We start from the raw sequence: 17360 nt of genomic DNA on the forward strand, positions 1-17360 counted from the left end.
GGAGTCATCATGGCAGCTCGTTGTGCAGTCTGCGGCAAGGGCCCGCAGGTCGGCTACACCGTTTCTCACTCGCATATCCGTAACAAGCGTCGCTTCCTGCCGAACCTGCAGTCGGTTCACACCCGCGTCGACGGCGAAAACGTTCGCCTGCGCGTGTGCACCTCCTGCATCAAGGCCGGCAAGGTCCAGCGCGTCGCCTGATTGGTTCGCGCAAGTGCAGCGGTAGAGCCGCGTAAACGTAGAATCCCGTGAGTGTTCGCTCGCGGGATTTTTTGTATTGCATGGGTCTGCTGGTTCCGGAAGTCCGACGGTCCACGCGGGCGGTCACAATGGGGCGTATGACCATTGCTCTTGATACCGCCATATCGTCGCTGATGACGAACAAACGACGTATCGGAGCATTGAAATCCCTGGGCATGACCACGGTCGGCGAGGCGCTGACCTATTATCCGTTCCGCGTGACCGACCCCGTGCCGGTCAAGCCGATTCGCAGCGTGACGATCGGCGTGAAGGCGGCGTTTGTGGCCACCGTGCGGCAGATGCGCGTCGTGCCGATGAACGCACGGCGTGGATTCCGCGTGGAGGCGACGCTTGACGACGCCGATTTCGTAGGCGGCGAGGGCTTCGGCGGCGGGCTGCCGAATGTGGCGCCCGGCACGGCGCGGCTGGTGTTCTTCTCGCGCAACAAAGGCTATACGGACTGGATGGGCATGCGGCTGCGCGCCGGCAACGTCGTCGTGATCGCCGGCGAGCCGACGGTGTTCAACAACAACCTGCAGTTCACGCATCCCGACGTGATCGTCGTGCGCGACGTCGGCGGACGTCTGCCGGAAATCGATTCCGTGGACGAGGCTCTTGCCAAGGTGTCGCGTCCGCAGCCGGTGTATCATGCGAGCTCGCGCATCTCGACCGACCACATCCATGAATCGATTCTTGGATTCCTGCGGATGATGACCGCCGAAAGTGCCGGAAGCGATAAGACCGAGGACGGAGGCCGTGGCGTTTCCGCTGCCGCCGGTGATGCTGATGCAGGCCCCGCGGCCGCTGCTGCCGGCGCGGCAGGCGCCATTGGCCTCGAGGCCGAGTCGACGCCGCTTGATGCGACGTCACTCGCCCACGCGATCCCCGACATCCTGCCCGAATCCGTGCGTCGGCAGAACCGTCTGATGCACAGGGCCGAGGCGTTTCTGGCCATCCATCGCCCCGAATCGGTCAGGCAGTTCCACGAGGGCATCCGCACCATGCGCTTCGAGGAGGCGTTCATCGCGCAGACCGCGCTGCTCGAGGCGCGGCGGCACGCCGCCACCTTCGACGCGTTCCCCTGCCCCTCGCCCGAGAACGCCGACGATTCGTTCAAGGAACGGTTCATCGCGTCCCTTCCGTTCTCGCTGACGGCCGGCCAGCAGACGGTGATCGATGACATCGCCGCCGACATGGCCAAGGCGTCGCCGATGCAGCGACTGCTGCAAGGCGAGGTCGGTTCCGGCAAGACCGTCGTGGCGCTCGCGGCCATGTTGCAGGCCATCGACGCCGGCCACCAGGCCGTGCTCGTCGCGCCCACGCAGGTGCTGGCCGAGCAGCATTACGAAACCATCGGGCGGATGACGTCCAAGCAGGGCATAGACGTGCTGCTGCTGACCGGCGGCATGAAACTGGCGGTCCGTCGTCGCGTGCTCGCCAAGGCCGCGAGCGGCGAACCATGCATCGTGGTGGCCACGCACGCCGCGTTCTCCAAGACGTTCCAGGCGCCGAATCTGGCGCTTGCGGTGATCGACGAACAGCATCGGTTCGGCGTGGAGCAGCGCGAGACGCTGCGACGCAAATCCGAGCATGCGCCGCATCTGCTGGTCATGACGGCCACGCCGATTCCGCGCACTGCCGCCATGACGTGGTTCGGCGACCTCGACATCTCGTGGCTGACGGAGTTGCCGGGCGGTCGCAAGCCGATTCGCACGATCGTGGTTCCCGAGGCGGATGGCCATACTATGGCGCGCATGTTCGCGCATATCCGCGCGCGCGTGGATGCGGGGGAGCGGGCGTACGTCGTCTGCCCGCGCATCGACGAGCATCCGGAGAATGACGATGACGATACGGAATCGACGTCGGGATCGGCGTCGAAGTCGAAGCGGTCGTCGAAGGCGGCGAAGCGCGGCGAGGAATACGGTCCGATTATCGACGATCCGTTCGATGACGAAGGCGATATGGAAAGCGGCGCGGCCCCTAAGCCGCCGTTGCATTCCGTGGAGGAGATCGTGTCCCGGCTGGCCGCGTTGCCGCAGTTCCGAGGCATCGAACTGGCCACGCTGACCGGTCGCGACGACGATGAGACCAAGCGCCAGGTGATGGACGACTTCTCCTCCGGCAAGACGCCGGTGTTGGTGGCGACCACGGTGATCGAGGTCGGCGTGGATGTGCCGCAGGCCAGCTGCATCGTGATCTTCGACGCCGACCGGTTCGGACTCTCGCAGCTGCATCAGCTGCGCGGACGTGTGGGCCGAGGTGGTACGAACAGCTGGGCGTTCCTGATCTCTCGCGCCGAACCGGATTCGCTGGCCGCGCAGCGTCTGGAGGTCATCCGCACATCCACCGACGGTGCGGACATCGCGCAGGCCGACATCGAACTGCGCGGCGCCGGCGACGTATTGGGCGACGCGCAGTCCGGCGGCCAGTCGTCGCTGAAGCTGTTGCGCGTGGTCAAGGACGCCGACATGATCGCCGAGGCGCGAGGCCAGGCGCAGGCCTTGCTCGACGCCGATCCCGAGCTGCGTGGCGAGGTCGAACTGGCCGGCGCCGTACTCGACTTCACACGAGGCAACGAGCAGTTCATCACCAGCACGTGATCGGTTGGGTTGTGTCACGTGGGTCGGAACCGGCCGTGCATAATGGAAGCTATGCGTATTATTGCGGGACGATTCAAGGGTTTTGAGATCACGACGCCGAAAAGCGGCACGCGGCCGACGACCGACCGTACGAAGGAGGCCATCTTCTCCCATCTGACGGCCATCGACATTCTGCCTGACGCGCGCGTGCTCGACCTGTTCGCCGGCACGGGCGCGCTCGGCATCGAGGCGCTGTCCCGCGGGGCGAAGTCGCTGGTGGCGGTGGAGGCCGCCGGGCCGGCCGCCTCGATGCTGGGCAAATCGTTCGCCCGTCTGAAGAAGTCGAAGGCGTGGGAGCCTGATATGGGCGCCCGCGTCGTCAGGACGAAGGCCGAAAAATACGTCGGCATGCAGGGCGAAGGCGTGCGGGGCGAATCATTCGACTTGATTTTCATCGACCCGCCGTATGCCTTCGAGACCGATGATTGCAATATGCTGATGCAAACGTTGGTGAGTGACGATATCGTCGATCCGCGCGGCGTGATCATGCTGGAGCGGTCGGCGCGCTCCGACGAACCGACCGCCCCCGAAGGATGGGAGATCACGCAGTCGCGCAAATACGGCGAGACCGCCGTGTTCTACTTCGAACGCTGCCTGGAGTAGACGCTAGAAATACCGTACCGGCAGGTGCTCCGGCGGCAGACGGCGCGGATGGTGGCCGGAGACCTCCCAGCCGAGCAGCATCAGCGTCTTGCGGTCGGCCTTGCTCAGGGCCTTGCAATCCAGCTGCTCGATGAGGTCCGGACGGATGCGCGACGTGCGTTCCAGCGCCTCGTCGCGGCGGAAACGGTCGACCTTGCCGTGGTCGCCGCTCGTCAGCACGTCGGAGACGGCGAGGCCTCGCCACGCGGTCGGGCGCGTGAACTGGCGGTGCTCCAGCAGCGGGTCGCCCGTGTAGGATTCCTCCACGATGGATTCGGGATTGCCCATGAAGCCCGGAATCAGACGGACGATGGCCTCGATCATGGCCGAGACCGCCACTTCGCCGCCATTGAGCACGTAGTCGCCGATGGAGTATTCGCGCACTTCGACGCCCTGCCTGGCGTAATACTCCGGCACTCGCGCGTCGATGCCCTCATATCGGCCGCAGCCGAAGATCAGCCGCTTGGCGTGGGAGAGGTCCGTGGCGTCGGCCTGCGTGAACAGCGGCGCCGACGGGTTCGGGAAGATGAGGATCGGCTTGGCCTGCATATCCGGATCGTCGGGGTTTCCGGCATCGGCGGCGCCGGTCGTGTCGACGGAGGAGCCGGTGGCGGCCGGGTGGTCGATGGGCACGTTGTAGCCGGGGGCCTCGTCGAACAGTGAATCCAGTGCGGCGACAAGTTCGTCGGGATTTTTCGCCTCGCCGAGCAGATGCTGGGCGGCGTCGCGCTTCTCGGAGGCTGCGGCGTCGGCACGCTCCTCGGCGGTCGTGGCGTCGGGGACGGGCCTGCCGGCGGGGGTGGAGGCCTCGGTCGGAGCATTGCCGGGCCTGGGCACCAGATGGAAGTCGCGGGATAGGATCGGCTCGCCTTCGGCGCTGAAATCAACGGGCCTGAGACCCATCAGGTCATCGAGGCATTCGGCCCAGATCTCCGGCTTCATCACCATGCCCGCGCCGCCGCCGACCGGGGTGTCGTCCACGGAATGATGCACGTCGTGCGTCCAGTCGCGCAGATTCCGCGCGGTGACGGTGAGCAGGCCGCGCTGCTGCGCCTTGCCCAGAAGACTGAGCTTCAGTACGTCGAAATACTCGGGGAATACGGAAACGATGTCGATATGCATAGGTTCCAGCGTATCGCATCCAATGTTCACGAATCGATGGATACCGGCGATGTGAGCGCTAAAACGCCTCCTATCGTGCGATTCGTGTACGAGGAAGGGCATGGGGCGAATCACAAATCGTCGGAAGCAGTGCACAAATCGTCGGGTTTTTGGGTTTGCAAACGGCCGGAACCGATATATAGTTACTTCCGTAAACAGCTTTTAAAAGTTAATAACAAAAGTTGAAACCGTTGAAAACACAGGGGTTCGGCGGGCGAAACCGATGTTGCTGACCGATGAAAGCGCAACGATGAACCATCACAAACCATCCGACAAAGGAGTTGCAATGGAAGGAATGATGAAGGGAGCCTACCTCCCCGGCAACAGCACGGTCGACCTGCGGGAGATCCCGATTCCGAAGCCCGGCTATGGCCAGGTGCTCGTCAAGATGAAGGCCTCCACCATCTGCGGCAGCGACATCCGCGCCATCTACCGCGAGCACACCGGCAAGGGCCCCGAAGGCTACCAGAACAAGGTCGCCGGCCACGAGCCCTGCGGCCAGGTCGTCGAGGAAGGCCCCGGTGTGCAGAAGTTCAAGACCGGCTCCCGCGTCATCGTCTACCACATCCACGGCTGCGGACTGTGCCACGACTGCCGCATGGGCTACCAGATCTCCTGCTCCTCCGAGCAGCGCGCCGCCTACGGCTGGCAGCGCGACGGCGGCATGGAGGAATACGTGGTCTGCGACGAGCGCGACCTCGTGGCCCTGCCCGACGAACTCACCTACACCGACGGCGCCCAGGTGGCCTGCGGCTTCGGCACCGCGTACGAGGCCATCGAGAAGATCGGCGTCTCCGGCAACCACGCCCTGCTCGTCACCGGCCTCGGCCCGGTCGGCCTCGCCACCCTCATGCTGTGCAAGAGCCTCGGCGCCAAGCAGCTCATCGGCGTGGAATCCAACCCGTACCGCATCGAGCTCGCCAAGAAGCTCGGCCTCGCCGACGTGGTGCTCGAACCCAGCGAGAACAACGTGCAGGAAGTGCTCGACCTCACCGGCGGCCACGGCGTCGAACGTGCCATCGACACCTCGGGCGCCGACGCCGCCCGCGCCACCGCCGTGCGTGCCACCCGCGCATGGGGACGCATCGCCTTCGTCGGCGAAGGCGGCACCGTGCACTTCAACCCGAGCCCCGACATGCTCCACGGCCAGAAGACCATCTACGGCAGCTGGGTGACCAGCGTGGCCCGCATGGAGACCCTCGTGGAGAACCTCGTCGCCTGGGGCATCCACCCCGAGGACCTCGTCACCGACCGATTCTCCATCGACGACGCGTCCAAGGCCTACGAGCTCATGGCCAGCGGCAAGTGCGGCAAGGTCGCGGTCTGCTTCGACGAGGAGCTCAAGTAACTGTCGGCTGTTGCCAGCCGTCCCTTCCATGAGGAGGCGGAGAGCGATCTTCGCCTCCTTTTCCTGTATGACCCGTCCGCTCTTCATCATGGCTCCCCTCGGTGTTGAGGGAGAGTCCGAATCCGCCATCGAGAAAGACCACCATGATTCTCCATAACGTATTGACCGAGCCCGAGGCGTTCGCGCCGTACGGCCGCGTGCTGCCCTCCGACTACGACTTCTCCGCGGTCGTCGACGTGCTGAACGACCACACCGATGCGCCCGAAGACGGCGTCGTCTATGTACCGAGCCTCGACAAGCTCGAGGAACTGCCGGTCTTCGCCGACCTGCGCGACCGCATCTTCGGCGGCCTGACCATCCAGGCCGGATACTGCAACGGCACCAACACCACGCTCAACGCCCTCGAATGCCATCGCGGCATCGAAGTGCTCGTCGCCGCCGACGACATCGTGCTCATGCTCGGCAGGAAGCAGGACATCGTCATGAACGACGGCGACTACAGTCTCGACACCGACACCATCGAAGCGTTCCTCGTGCCCGCCGGCACCGCCGTCCTTTACTACGAGACGACCATGCACTACGCGCCCGCCACCACCAAGGGCTCGTTCCGCACGGCCATCGTGCTCGTCAACGGTACCAACACCGAAAAGCCCGACATCCAGCCCGGCAACGAGGAGGACCGCATCCTGTGGGCGCGCAACAAGTGGCTGCTCGCGCACCCCGACTCGCCTGAGGCCGCCGAAGGCGCCTACGTCGGTCTCGTCGGCAGGAACCTCGATCTCAACGAGGACCTCGTCTACCCCGACGCCCAGTGGTGACGGCGTCCGTCCGACGGGCGACCTTCCGATAACGGACTTCCGGCGAGACCCCGTGCCTTCGCCGGCGTACACTTACGGCCATGGGCGGCGCAGCCCATGGCCCCCGGCCCGCATTCAACGGCGAAATCGCGCGGCCCGACAATATCGTCCGACTCAACGAGGAATCATGACTTCAGCAACACCCACGGCATCGCAATCCGTGTCATCGACGTCCGCAAAACCGCGGAACACCCGCAACTTCGTGTTCTATCTGCTTGGTCTCATCGGCCACGACGTCTTCTACTTCGGCTTCTCCCTCTATCTCATCAAATTCATCACCGGCCCGCTGTTCGACAGCGGAGACAAGGCCTACGACGACCGCATGGTCGCCCTCATCTCCGGCATCATCATCGTGGTGCGCATCGTCGAACTCGTGCTCGACCCGTTCCTCGGCACCCTCATCGACAACACCAAGACGCCCATCGGCAAGTTCAAGCCGTGGATCATCTTCGGCGGCGTCGTCGGCTCCGGCAGCTTCGTCATGCTGTTCACTTCGTTCGGCGGCGCGAACATCGACAACCCCATGCTGTACGTGGTGCTGTTCACCGTGTTCTTCCTCGTCATGGACTGCTCGTACTCGCTGTACGACATCTCCATGTGGTCGATGATCCCCGCCCTCTCCGACACCGCCGAAGGGCGCAGCATGGCCACATCGGTCGGCCGACTCGGCGCCGGCCTCGGCCAGATGATCGTCACCGCCATGGTCATCCCCTCCGTGCTGCTCGGCGAGGGCATGTTCGGCAGCGAGCACAACGGCTGGCTGTTCTTCTCCGTGCTCGTGTTCCTGTTCGTCATCTCGTCGGTGCTGCTCACCACGTTCGGCATCAAGGAGGTCGACTCCCCGCTGCGCGTGACCGGCGAGAAGACGAAGTTCAAGGACGTGTTCCGCATCGTGTTCTCCAACGACCAGCTCGCCTGGCTTTCGCTCTCCAGCCTGTGCTACTACTTCGCGCTCGCGCTCACCGCCGCGCTCATGACCTACTACTTCCAGTACATCTACGGCGACGCCGCCAGCTATTCGATGATCTTCGGCCCGGCCACGCTCTCCGCCATCGTGTCCATCGCGTTCTATCCGTCGCTGCTCAAACGCTTCGAACGCAAGCCGATCCTGTTCGCCGCCATGGGCGTGATGCTGCTCTCGTTCGTCGTGTTCTTCGTGGCGCCGGCGAGCATGGGCGTCGTCATCGTGGCATCGATACTGTTCCTGTTCCCGCAGCCCATCATCTGGGCGTCGCTCACGCTCGCCCTCACCGACACCATCGAATACGGGCAGTGGAAGACCGGCAAGCGGCACGAAAGCCTCACGCTTGCGCTGCGGCCCATGCTCGACAAGTTCTCCGGCGCGCTGTCCAACGGCATCGTAGGTCTCGTCGCCATCGCCTGCGGCATGACCGGTTCGGCCACGTTCGCCGACATCACCGCCGGCGGGCGGCTGCTGTTCAAGGCGGTGATGTGCGGGGTGCCGGTGGCGTTGGTGCTGCTCAGCATGCTGATCTACCAGCTGAAGTTCAGGATCACCGTGAAGTATCACGAGGAGATCGTGCGCAAGCTCACCGAAGCGGCGTAGCGGGTGTGGCCGGGCGCTGGCTTGGGTCGGCGCCCCGGTGGCCCTGCCTCCGGGTGCATTGTGCGGGCGGCTTCCCTCGGAATCGAGAGAGGCCGCCCTTTTGTTGATTCCTCGCCGTCTCCTTCGCTGATCGGGAGGAATCGCGGCTGGCGTTGTCGATGGATGGCTTGCCGGCTTTTCCGCCGGCGCGATCATGGGCGTTGTCCTCGCCGCCACTGCGCCGGCGTGGTGTTGTGTGCGGCGCGGAAGCGCCGGGTGAACACGTCGGCGCTCGTGTATCCGCATCGCCTGGCCACCCGCGCGATGCTCAGGTTGGATTCGGCCAGCATGGCCGTGGCCCTCTCGATGCGCATGGCGTCGATGTACGCCTTCGCGGTCATGCCGACGCAGGCGTGGAACGTGCGGGAAAGATGGCTGCGATCGACGTTCACCGCTCGGGCCACCGACGCCACGTCGATGGGCGAGCAGATGTTCCGGTCGATGTATGCCAGCGCATGATGCACGAGCTCGTCGCAGGGCGACATGTAGGCGGCCGGGTGTCCGGCGTGCTCGCGCTCGTCGGCTTTGGGCGTGCCGGTTTCGACGCCGACGCTGATCTGATGCTCGCTACCGCCGTCGGCGTCGGTTCTGATTGAAATGATGTTGCCGGCTTCCTTGCCGTGTGCCGTTGTCATGTGCGTCATCGCGCATCACCGCCGTTCGAATGTGATCGGTGCGGAAGGCGAATCGCTGTATACGGCGATTTGCCTGACCGTTGCATTTATTTTAAAATAACTTTAAAAAGTAGCTTTAAAAAGAGTATCACGTATTGTCATACCGCGCGACCGGCGTTTTCCGGTCCCGTACAATGAAGTGGCAGTACCGACGAAGGAGCGTTTGGCATGAATATGCGATCAACGGCGACGGCGACGTTGGACGAATCGACGCCGGGGAGAACGGCATCGGGGAAGACAACCACGAAACTCGCCAAGCGCCGGATGATTCTCGACTACATGTACACCCACAAGAAGGGCTCGCGGCAGGACATCGCCGCCGCCGTGCCGTGCAGCCTGCCGATCATCGCGCAGAACCTTGCCGTTCTGGAGGACGAGGGACTGATTCGCCGTACCGGCTTCCTGACCTCGACCGGCGGCCGCAAGCCGCAGAACTACGCGTTCGTGCCACGAGCCCGGATGGGCGTCGGCGTCTCGATATTCGCCGACGGCATGGATGTCTGCGCGGTCGATCTCGATGGGCGCCGTCTTGACTCCTCGCATATCGACCTGACCTATGAGAACACCGACACGTTCTACGACAACGCCTGCACGGCGATTCTGCGGTTCGTCACCGATGTGGTGGACCGTGAGGGCATCGATCCGCGAGGCATCCTCGGCATCGCGTTCTCGGTGCAGGGACGCGTCTCTCCGGACGGCGACCAGATCACGTTCGGGGGAATCCTCGGCAATACGGGGCTTTCCGTCCGGCCGTTCGCCGAACGGCTGGATTTCCCCTGCCAGTTCATCCACGACTCCTATTCGGCGGCGACCGCGGAGGTGTGGTTCGACCCGAGCATCGAGGACGCGTTCTGCCTGTACCTCAACGAGCACGTCGGCAGCGCGGTGATCATGGACGGCCGGGTGCGGCAGGGCGCCGACCTGCGTACCGGGAACTGCGAGCATATGACGCTTATGCCCGGCGGCCGTACCTGCTACTGTGGCCGGCGCGGATGCATGGACGCCTACTGCTCCCGTGCGGCGCTGCTGGGGGAGGAAGGCGGAGCCGGCCGCGCCCCGAGCGTCGAGGAGTTCTTCCGCCGGCTGCGCGCCGGCGACGAATCGTGCGTGAAGGCGTTCGACGACTATATGGGCGCATTGGCGCAGGCGATCGCCAACATGCGGTCGGTGTTAAGCGTGGATGTGATTCTCGGCGGCGACATCGCCCGGTTCCTCACCGATGCCGAGCTCGCGGGCCTGACGCGGCGTGTGCAGGGGCTTGACCCGTTCCCGACGAGCACCGTCCGACTGCGCAGAAGCGTGGCGCAGACGGACGGCGTCGCCGGACAAAGCACGCTGGGTGCCGCCCTCCATTACGTGCGCAGGTTCGTGGACGAATCCACCGGGCGGGCATAGTCGGTTCACGAATCGGCAGATACGCGGTACATCAACGCTCGCATTGTCCGTATCCACCGATTCGTGAACTATCACCGGTCCTGAAGGAGTCCGTTCGGGGGAGTGAGGACGAGATACCCCTCGTCGGGATCGACCTCGGGGACGATCTCCTCGACGAAGGGGACCAGTGACTCCGCGCCGCTCGGCTCGGTGACGGTGAGCAGCCACTGCGCGGGGGATTCCATCACATCGGTGACCTTGCCGGCGACCGCATATGCGGCGTCGGAGTCGGCGGCGGCAGAGCCGTCGCCCTCATAGATGCGTGCCTCGAGGCCGATGAGCTCCTCGGCATAGAAGCCGTCGTCCCCATCATCGTCCTCGTCATCGGAATACGTGGGCTCCACATAGAGCATCGTGCCGTTCAACGCCTCCGACGCATTGCGGTCGGTCACGCCCTTGAACAGCACGATCCAACGTTCCTTGAACTTTCGCGACCGTACGACCTCGAATTCGCGGCCGTCCTCGGTCAACAGCACGGAGCCGGGCGCGAAACGCTCCTCCGGCTCGTCGGTGAAGGCGCGAACGTTGACCTCGCCCTTCAGGCCCTGGGCCCTGCCAATACGACAGACCCTCAGCAGCTCGCGCTGCTGAGGGTCTGCATTATGCTTTTCTGCCATCGTCATTGTCTTGACTTTAGTAGGTAATCAAGACGTGCCGATCGCGCCGAAGCCTCGCGGGCATTGCCCGAGAACGATTCAGCGCACATCCATGATGTCGACGCGGACCTTGTGGTCGGCCAGCGCCTGCACCACGGTGCGAATGGCGTTGGCGGTGCGTCCGCCACGGCCGATGACGCGACCGATGTCCTCCGGGTTCACCCGCACGCGAAGCAGTTCGCCGCGGTTGTTCTCGTGGGACTTCACGGAAACGTCGTCCGGGAAATCAACGATGTTCTTGATCAGGTGTTCGACGGCTTCGGCAAGCATGATTACTCAGCCTTCTCCTCGGCGGCCTCTTCGGCCGGGGCTTCGGCCTCAGCAGCCGCAGCGGCTTCTTCGGCTTCCTTCTCAGCCTTGGCCTTGGCCTCGGCTTCGGCCTTGGCGGCCTTGAGCTTCTGGGCCTCGTCGGCGGCGGCGGCCACGCGGGCTTCCGCATCCGGGCCTTCGGCGGCGACCTTCAGGGTGCCTTCGGCACCGGGCAGGCCCTTGAACTTCTGCCAGTCACCGGTGATGTTCAGCAGCTTGAAGACGGCCTCGGTCGGCTGGGCGCCGACACCGAGCCAGTACTGAGCGCGGTCAGACTTGATCTGGATGAGCGAGGGCTGCTTGTTGGGATCGTAGGTACCGATCTCCTCGATGGTCTTGCCGTTACGGGCCTTGCGGGAATCCATAACGACGACACGGTAGAAGGCGTAGTGCTTCTTGCCCAGGCGCTTCAGACGAATCTTGGTTGCCAAAACGGCTCTCCTTATGTATTAGGGGTGTGCATCTTCGGTTTCAACGTGGGGTGTTCAAACCGAGACCCACGTGTTCCTCATAGGCAATGGAGTTAGAGGGCGCCACTGCTTACGAATAACAACTAAATAGTATAACCATATTTTCCCGAGGAAAAGCCCGAAATCGGGATAATTTTGGGGATTTCCGCGACGTCGACTTTCAGATGATTCAAACGCCGTGCGAAAAGACGGCGGGAGAGCGGGACGGCCGCCCGTCGATGCCGCCGCGAACCGGGCGGGCGATCGGCTCGGTTCGCGGCGGCGGGGTCGGCGGGAGGCCGTTGGGTGGGGCGTTGCGGTTCCGTCTGATGCGCGGGCCTGGCTCAGGCGGCCTTGGTGGTCGCGATGCCGGTGGTGGCGGTGACCTCTTCGAGCGTCTGCTCCAGCGCGTCGAGGAACCACTCGAAGTCCTCGTTGGTGGTGGCCACGTTGGGGTACACGCGCAGGATGGTGTCGTTGTTGGTGGAGGTCATGGTGTGCACCAGGTGCTTCTGGGCCAGGATCGTGCCGACGCGCGGCGCGTAGCCGACGCCGTCCTTGTCGGCTCCGAACTTGAGGCCGATCATGTAGCCGCGGCCGCGCACTTCTTCCAGCACGTCGGGGAAGCGGTCGCGGATCTTGTTCAGACCGGCGAAGATCACCTTGGAGCCGGCGCGCACCTTGGCGGGCACGTCGTTCTCGATCATGTACTGCAGGGAGAGCAGCGCCACGCAGGCGGAGATGTTGTTGTCCTGGTAGGTGGCGGTGTGCATCATGGCGCTTTCCTCGGAGCCGTAGGCGGCCATGTACAGCTCCTCCTTGGCCTGCAGGCCGGAGACGGGCAGCACGCCGTCGGAGATCGCCTTGGCGAAGGTGAAGGCGTCGGGCACGAGGTCCTTGTAGTACTTGTGCGCCCAGATGTAGCCGGTGCGGCAGGAGCCGGCCTGCACCTCGTCGAGCACCATGTAGGTGCCGTACTTGTCGCACAGCTCGCGCACCTTGTAGAAGTAGTCGTCCGGCGGCACCACCACGCCGCCCTCGCCCTGGATCGGCTCGGCGATGAACATGATGACGTCGCCCTTGCTCAGCTCGGCCTCGAGCGCGTCGGCGTCGCCGTACGGCACGTAGGTGTGGCCCGGCATCGGGGCCTGCCAGCGGCGCCAGGTGTCCTTGCCGCCGGCGTTCACCGCGCCGAGGGTCTTGCCGTGGAAGGCGTTGAGCGTGGAGACCACGCGGGTCTTGCCCTTCTTGGTGCGGCCCGCGGCGATGCGGCACATCTTCAGCGCCGCCTCCACGGCCTCGGCGCCGCCTCCGCCGTTGGTCATGGTGCGGGTGAGCTCCGGGGTGATCTGCGCCATGTTGTTCGCGAACGCCGCGGTCACGGGCTTCAGGGCCATCGGGTCCATGCTCAGCGGATGGGTGTCGAGGAAGCGCTTGACGCCGTTGACGATGAACGGGTTGTTGTGGCCCAGCAGGTACACGCCGACGTCGCCGATGAAGTCGAGGCGCTTGTTGCCGTCGGCATCCCAGATATGGCAGCCTTCGGCGCGTTTGATGTCGAAGGTGAGGCCGGCGGCGAGGCCCATCTGCGTGCGGAACTTGTTCATATGGGCGAGCTGGAGCTCGCGGACCTTCTCCTCGCTGAGGTCGAGCGCCTCGCCGAGCGTGATGAAGTTGGGGTAGACGTCCTTGACGTTGGTCATGATGGTGCCTTTCTGATTGGTGATGATTGATGATGCGATGGTCGGGTTGGCGATTGTCGGGTGGTCGGCGATCGATGATCGATGATGTCGGGACCGGGACGGCCGCAGGGGCGGCGCCCTCAGTCGCCGTCTATTCGCCGGCGTTCACCAGATTGCGATATGCGGTGATGTCCCTCCTTTTCAGAACAAGCACCTGCGCGGCGCCGACGAGCAGCGAGGCCGCCATGATGCCGAGCAGCGTGTAGGTCAGCGCGCCGGCGGCCGTGGCTCCGCTGGAGTCGACGTCGCCCACCAGCGTGGGGAAGTTCGCGATGATGAAGTACAGGAACGTGGCCAGTGCCACGGCTCCGAGGCCGGGGGCGATGCCGGAGCTCCACAGGCTCACGTCGATGTTGTGCCGGATGAAGAACGTCACCACGGCCAGGCAGGTGAGCACCATGAGGGTCACGAATCCGACGGTGGCCATGCCGGAGAGCCAGGTGAATCCCTGAGCGTACGGGTCGGCGCCGAGCAGCGCGATGACGAGCACGATCGCCGCCGCGGTGGCCGACTGCACGAGCGAGGCCCGCGAGGGCGAGCCGTGGCGGGAGTGCACGGTTCCCAGTGCGCGCGGCAGCACCCCATGCGTGCTCAGCGAGAACATGTAACGGGCGAGCACGTTGTGGAACGACAGCACGCAGGCGAACAGGCTGGTGATGAGCAGGAAGCTGATGACCGCCGCATACCATGGGCCGATATAGGCCTGTGCGGTGACCTGCAGCATGTTGCCCTTGGCCAGGGTGTCGGCGGCGGCCTGCCGCACGCGGTCGGAGCCCCAGGCGCTGACGAGTGCGAACGACGAGATCGTATACAGCACGGTGACGAAGGCGACGGCGATGTAGGTGGCGCGGGGAATCGTCCGGTCGGGATCGCGGGCCTCGCCGCGGTAGACCGCGGTCGATTCGAATCCGATGAATCCGGCGATGGAGAACATCAATGCCACGCCGGGGGCGCCGGACGTCACGGCGTCGGGGGAGAAGGAGGCGGCCACGTCGATGCCGTGCGCGCCGCCGTGCGCGAGAATCACGACGGAAAGGATGACGACCACGCCGATTTCCGCGACGAGCAGCGGTCCAAGCACCTTGGAGCTCATGTCGATTCGGCGGTATCCGAGGAACGCCACGGTGGCGACCATCAGGAACGAATACGCCCACCACGGCAGGTCGATGCCGCTGATCGCGGAGATTCCGGTCCGCAATTGCAGGCCGATGAGGCAGTATACGGAAAGTTGGATGGCGGTGTAGGTGACCATCGCAAGCGTTGCGGCGGCCAGTCCCCACGTGGGGTTGATTCCCTGGGAGATGTAGGCGAAGAACGCGCCGCTGCGGGGCACGTAACGTGCCATGGCCGAAAGTCCGACGGAGAACAGCGCCAGTGCCAGGCCGGCGATGATGAAGGTGGAGGGGAAGCCCGCGCCGTTGCCCAGCAGGATGCCCACGGGGGTGCCGCCGCCGAGCACGGTGAGCGGCGCGGCCGCGGCGACCACCATGAATACGATGGCCCCCGTGCCGAGAGAGCCGGCGAGTTTGGAGTCGGAGGGCTTTGCGGCCGCGTTCGCCAGGGCCGCGTTCGTCGTGCTCGTCACGGTCGCCGCGGGTGCCGCCGATGCGGGCCCTGCGGCGACGATGGGCGGCTTGCATATGGATTGGTTGATTATGGTGGTCATCGATGTTCCTTCCGATCGGTGAATGGCGTGGCCTCTATCGGGGCGGAACTGCTCGGCGTGAAGGCTGTGGCAGCTGTGCGGGAACCGTCGCGGCCGGCTTGTGGCCGGTGCCGTTTCGGCGGTTTCCTTGGTGATGTCGGTTATGTCGTTTGTTGTCTACGACGATAAAAGAGCAGTCGCTCTTTTTAATTGCCGAACGTTTTCGCGCATGTTTCGGCATGGCCGGCGGCGGCGGATATGGAAATATGCGAGGAGGCCGCGCGAAACGCGGCGGAAATAATTGTGAGCAAGTGCTCAATAAAAACGGCGACGGCAAAGATGGCGGAGATATATGGATGTATGGCCGTGCCGTCCGAAAACATCGGGATGTCGGGATGCCGTCCGCGCCGTTGCGTGCCGGCTATGTGTTATGGCCGGTATGGCCGTTGTCGCGCTATAGCGTGGAGAGCATGCGGTCGATGATTCGTTCGGTCCGCTCGGCGCTGGCGTCGTCGTCCTGCGTGGCGTATTCGATCTGCGCGCTGTTGGTCAGCGCCATGACGGTGAATGCGGCGTCATGCAGCGCGAGTCGGTCGCTCGATGAGATCTCGCCGCCGTCCGCTGCCTGGTCCAGCAGCGTCTCCAGCACCGACGACCATGCCTCGAGCTCGTGCGTGGTCTGGGAGAGCCGGGTGCCTTTGGTCACCTCCAGTCCCCAGAAGCTGACGACGACCTTCGCCTCCGCCCGCGAGACATGGTCCAGCGGCAGCAGTTCGTGCACCATGCGGCGGATGGCGTCAAGACCCCGACGGCCGGCGATGGCGAACATGATGCGGTCGTCCACGTTCTGGATGATCGTGTGGTACGACTGCACGAGCAGTTGGTTCATGTCGCTGAAGTACCGCCACAGCAGGCTGTTCGAGATGCCGAGCTGCGCTGCGAGGGAGCGTGACGACGTCGCCCCGATCCCCTTCTCCGCCACCAATGCGAGATATGCCTCGACGATTGCCTGTCTGCGTGCGGTATGGTCGACGATCTTGGGCATGGTTCTCCTCGCCTTCGTTGCCCTCCCAGTATGGCATACCGCCTGCGTGCAGATGGCCGTTTCTCTGCGGTTCGGTGCGGGTTTTTGCGCGATATGGGGGTACGGGGGTAGAGTGGCGCTCATATCAATCGATGGCAAGGGGCCGGCGACATGGGCCCGAACGCCGAACGCCGAGTAGGGGCATCCGGAGGTACGAAGGCAATGAGGACTGATGACGACGGCGCCATGATGAACGCAGAGGGCGCGGCGGGCGCAGTGGACGACGTGGCCGCCATCAGGTCGGGGTTGGAGTCCGAGCTCATCGTGCACGACGAGAAGGTCGTGTTCCAGGGCGACGATGAATCGCAGTTCACGGTGATTCAGGCGGACGTGAGCGTCAAGGGCCGGCCGCAGGACGTGAACGGCGACGGTGTCGTCGACGTGGCGGAGGGCGTGCGGACGCATCCGATACTCTTCGCGCAGGTGCGCGGCGGACAGCCGAGTGCCGTATGCGTGGCCGTGCGCCCGGACGGCCGTCTGCTGCTGGCGCGGCACTGGCGCATCGCCACGGACTCATTCGAATGGGAGTTCCCGCGCAGCATGGGCGAGCCCGGCGAGGTGGCGAGCCGCACCGCCGAGCGCGAGCTGGAGACCGAGGCCGGACTGGCGTCCTCCTCCCGCCGCCTGCTGCAGCTCATCCACGCCGACACCTGCAAGATTCGCGGATCGGTGGCCGTGGTCGAGGTGTTGGTGGACGACGAGCAGATCGCCGAGGTCGAGCGGGCGCAGGCGAGGCTCGGCGAGGGCGGCGATTCGCGTCTGGCATGGATGGGCGTCGACGAGATCGACGACATGATCGCATCCGGCAGCATCATGGACGGCATCACCCTCGCCGCCTACACCATCTGGAGGGCGCAGGCGGCGTAGCGGCCGG

General features: G+C 64.6%; 16 protein-coding genes. 8 read left to right on the forward strand and 8 right to left on the reverse strand.

The genetic code is table 11. From position 1 onward, the window contains the following. Nucleotides 1-9: 9 nt before the first annotated feature. The 3 genes from rpmB to rsmD all read left to right on the forward strand — a co-directional run bounded on the left by rpmB (nt 10) and on the right by rsmD (nt 3482). On the forward strand, nt 10-201 hold the full coding sequence (rpmB, locus tag GFD18_RS09100; RefSeq protein WP_100510517.1) for a 50S ribosomal protein L28: 192 nt from the start codon (nt 10-12) through the stop codon (nt 199-201). A gap of 137 nt (nt 202-338) precedes the next feature. Continuing rightward, a complete protein-coding gene (locus GFD18_RS09105) occupies nt 339-2840 on the forward strand; it encodes an ATP-dependent DNA helicase RecG (RefSeq protein ID WP_163199850.1) in 2502 nt (833 codons plus the stop codon). A gap of 51 nt (nt 2841-2891) precedes the next feature. Next, nucleotides 2892-3482 carry a 16S rRNA (guanine(966)-N(2))-methyltransferase RsmD gene (gene rsmD / locus GFD18_RS09110; protein WP_163199851.1) on the forward strand — a complete coding sequence of 197 codons (591 nt, stop codon included), beginning with the start codon at nt 2892-2894 and terminating at the stop codon, nt 3480-3482. A gap of 3 nt (nt 3483-3485) precedes the next feature. On the opposite strand, the gene GFD18_RS09115 is transcribed toward rsmD, so the two are convergent. After that, entirely contained in the window at nt 3486-4643 is a 1158-nt protein-coding gene (locus GFD18_RS09115; protein WP_163199852.1) for a tRNA (guanine(37)-N(1))-methyltransferase, read from the reverse strand. Nucleotides 4644-4968: 325 nt separating this feature from the next. On the opposite strand from GFD18_RS09115, the gene GFD18_RS09120 reads away from it, so the two are divergent. From GFD18_RS09120 to GFD18_RS09130, 3 genes are all read left to right on the forward strand, one after another. Then, nucleotides 4969-6030, forward strand: coding sequence for a zinc-dependent alcohol dehydrogenase family protein (locus GFD18_RS09120; protein WP_163199853.1), 1062 nt, complete (start codon nt 4969-4971; stop codon nt 6028-6030). A gap of 143 nt (nt 6031-6173) precedes the next feature. Further along, nucleotides 6174-6848, forward strand: a complete 675-nt coding sequence (locus GFD18_RS09125; RefSeq protein ID WP_163199854.1) for a DUF4867 family protein — start codon at nt 6174-6176, stop codon at nt 6846-6848. 166 nt (nt 6849-7014) lie between these two features. Continuing rightward, the gene (locus tag GFD18_RS09130; RefSeq protein WP_163199855.1) at nt 7015-8454 is read left to right on the forward strand and encodes a glycoside-pentoside-hexuronide (GPH):cation symporter; all 1440 of its coding nucleotides are present in this window, start codon (nt 7015-7017) and stop codon (nt 8452-8454) included. A 191-nt stretch (nt 8455-8645) separates the two neighbouring features. Here GFD18_RS09130 and GFD18_RS09135 read toward each other — a convergent pair whose 3' ends face one another. Next, entirely contained in the window at nt 8646-9128 is a 483-nt protein-coding gene (locus GFD18_RS09135; RefSeq protein WP_163199856.1) for a helix-turn-helix domain-containing protein, read from the reverse strand. 207 nt (nt 9129-9335) lie between these two features. Here GFD18_RS09135 and GFD18_RS09140 point away from each other — a divergent pair, with 207 nt between their 5' ends. Further along, nucleotides 9336-10562: an ROK family protein gene (locus GFD18_RS09140; RefSeq protein ID WP_163199857.1), complete on the forward strand. Its 1227-nt coding sequence runs from the start codon at nt 9336-9338 to the stop codon at nt 10560-10562. A gap of 71 nt (nt 10563-10633) precedes the next feature. Here GFD18_RS09140 and rimM read toward each other — a convergent pair whose 3' ends face one another. The 6 genes from rimM to GFD18_RS09170 all read right to left on the reverse strand — a co-directional run bounded on the left by rimM (nt 10634) and on the right by GFD18_RS09170 (nt 16447). Then, the gene (gene rimM / locus GFD18_RS09145) at nt 10634-11224 is read right to left on the reverse strand and encodes a ribosome maturation factor RimM (protein ID WP_163199858.1); all 591 of its coding nucleotides are present in this window, start codon (nt 11222-11224) and stop codon (nt 10634-10636) included. A 72-nt stretch (nt 11225-11296) separates the two neighbouring features. Then, a complete protein-coding gene (locus tag GFD18_RS09150) occupies nt 11297-11527 on the reverse strand; it encodes an RNA-binding protein (RefSeq protein ID WP_100510527.1) in 231 nt (76 codons plus the stop codon). Nucleotides 11528-11529: 2 nt separating this feature from the next. Then, on the reverse strand, nt 11530-11997 hold the full coding sequence (rpsP, locus tag GFD18_RS09155; protein WP_163199859.1) for a 30S ribosomal protein S16: 468 nt from the start codon (nt 11995-11997) through the stop codon (nt 11530-11532). A 362-nt stretch (nt 11998-12359) separates the two neighbouring features. After that, on the reverse strand, nt 12360-13718 hold the full coding sequence (locus GFD18_RS09160) for a class-III pyridoxal-phosphate-dependent aminotransferase (protein ID WP_163199860.1): 1359 nt from the start codon (nt 13716-13718) through the stop codon (nt 12360-12362). A gap of 130 nt (nt 13719-13848) precedes the next feature. Beyond that, a complete protein-coding gene (locus tag GFD18_RS09165) occupies nt 13849-15423 on the reverse strand; it encodes an APC family permease (protein ID WP_163199861.1) in 1575 nt (524 codons plus the stop codon). 433 nt (nt 15424-15856) lie between these two features. Beyond that, a complete protein-coding gene (locus GFD18_RS09170) occupies nt 15857-16447 on the reverse strand; it encodes a TetR/AcrR family transcriptional regulator (RefSeq protein ID WP_163199862.1) in 591 nt (196 codons plus the stop codon). Nucleotides 16448-16648: 201 nt separating this feature from the next. On the opposite strand from GFD18_RS09170, the gene GFD18_RS09175 reads away from it, so the two are divergent. Beyond that, nucleotides 16649-17353, forward strand: coding sequence for an NUDIX hydrolase (locus tag GFD18_RS09175; RefSeq protein ID WP_163199863.1), 705 nt, complete (start codon nt 16649-16651; stop codon nt 17351-17353). Nucleotides 17354-17360 lie beyond the last annotated feature (7 nt).

This window comes from Bifidobacterium saimiriisciurei (assembly GCF_010667655.1).
In the GTDB taxonomy this organism is placed as follows: Bacteria; Actinomycetota; Actinomycetes; order Actinomycetales; family Bifidobacteriaceae; genus Galliscardovia; species Galliscardovia saimiriisciurei.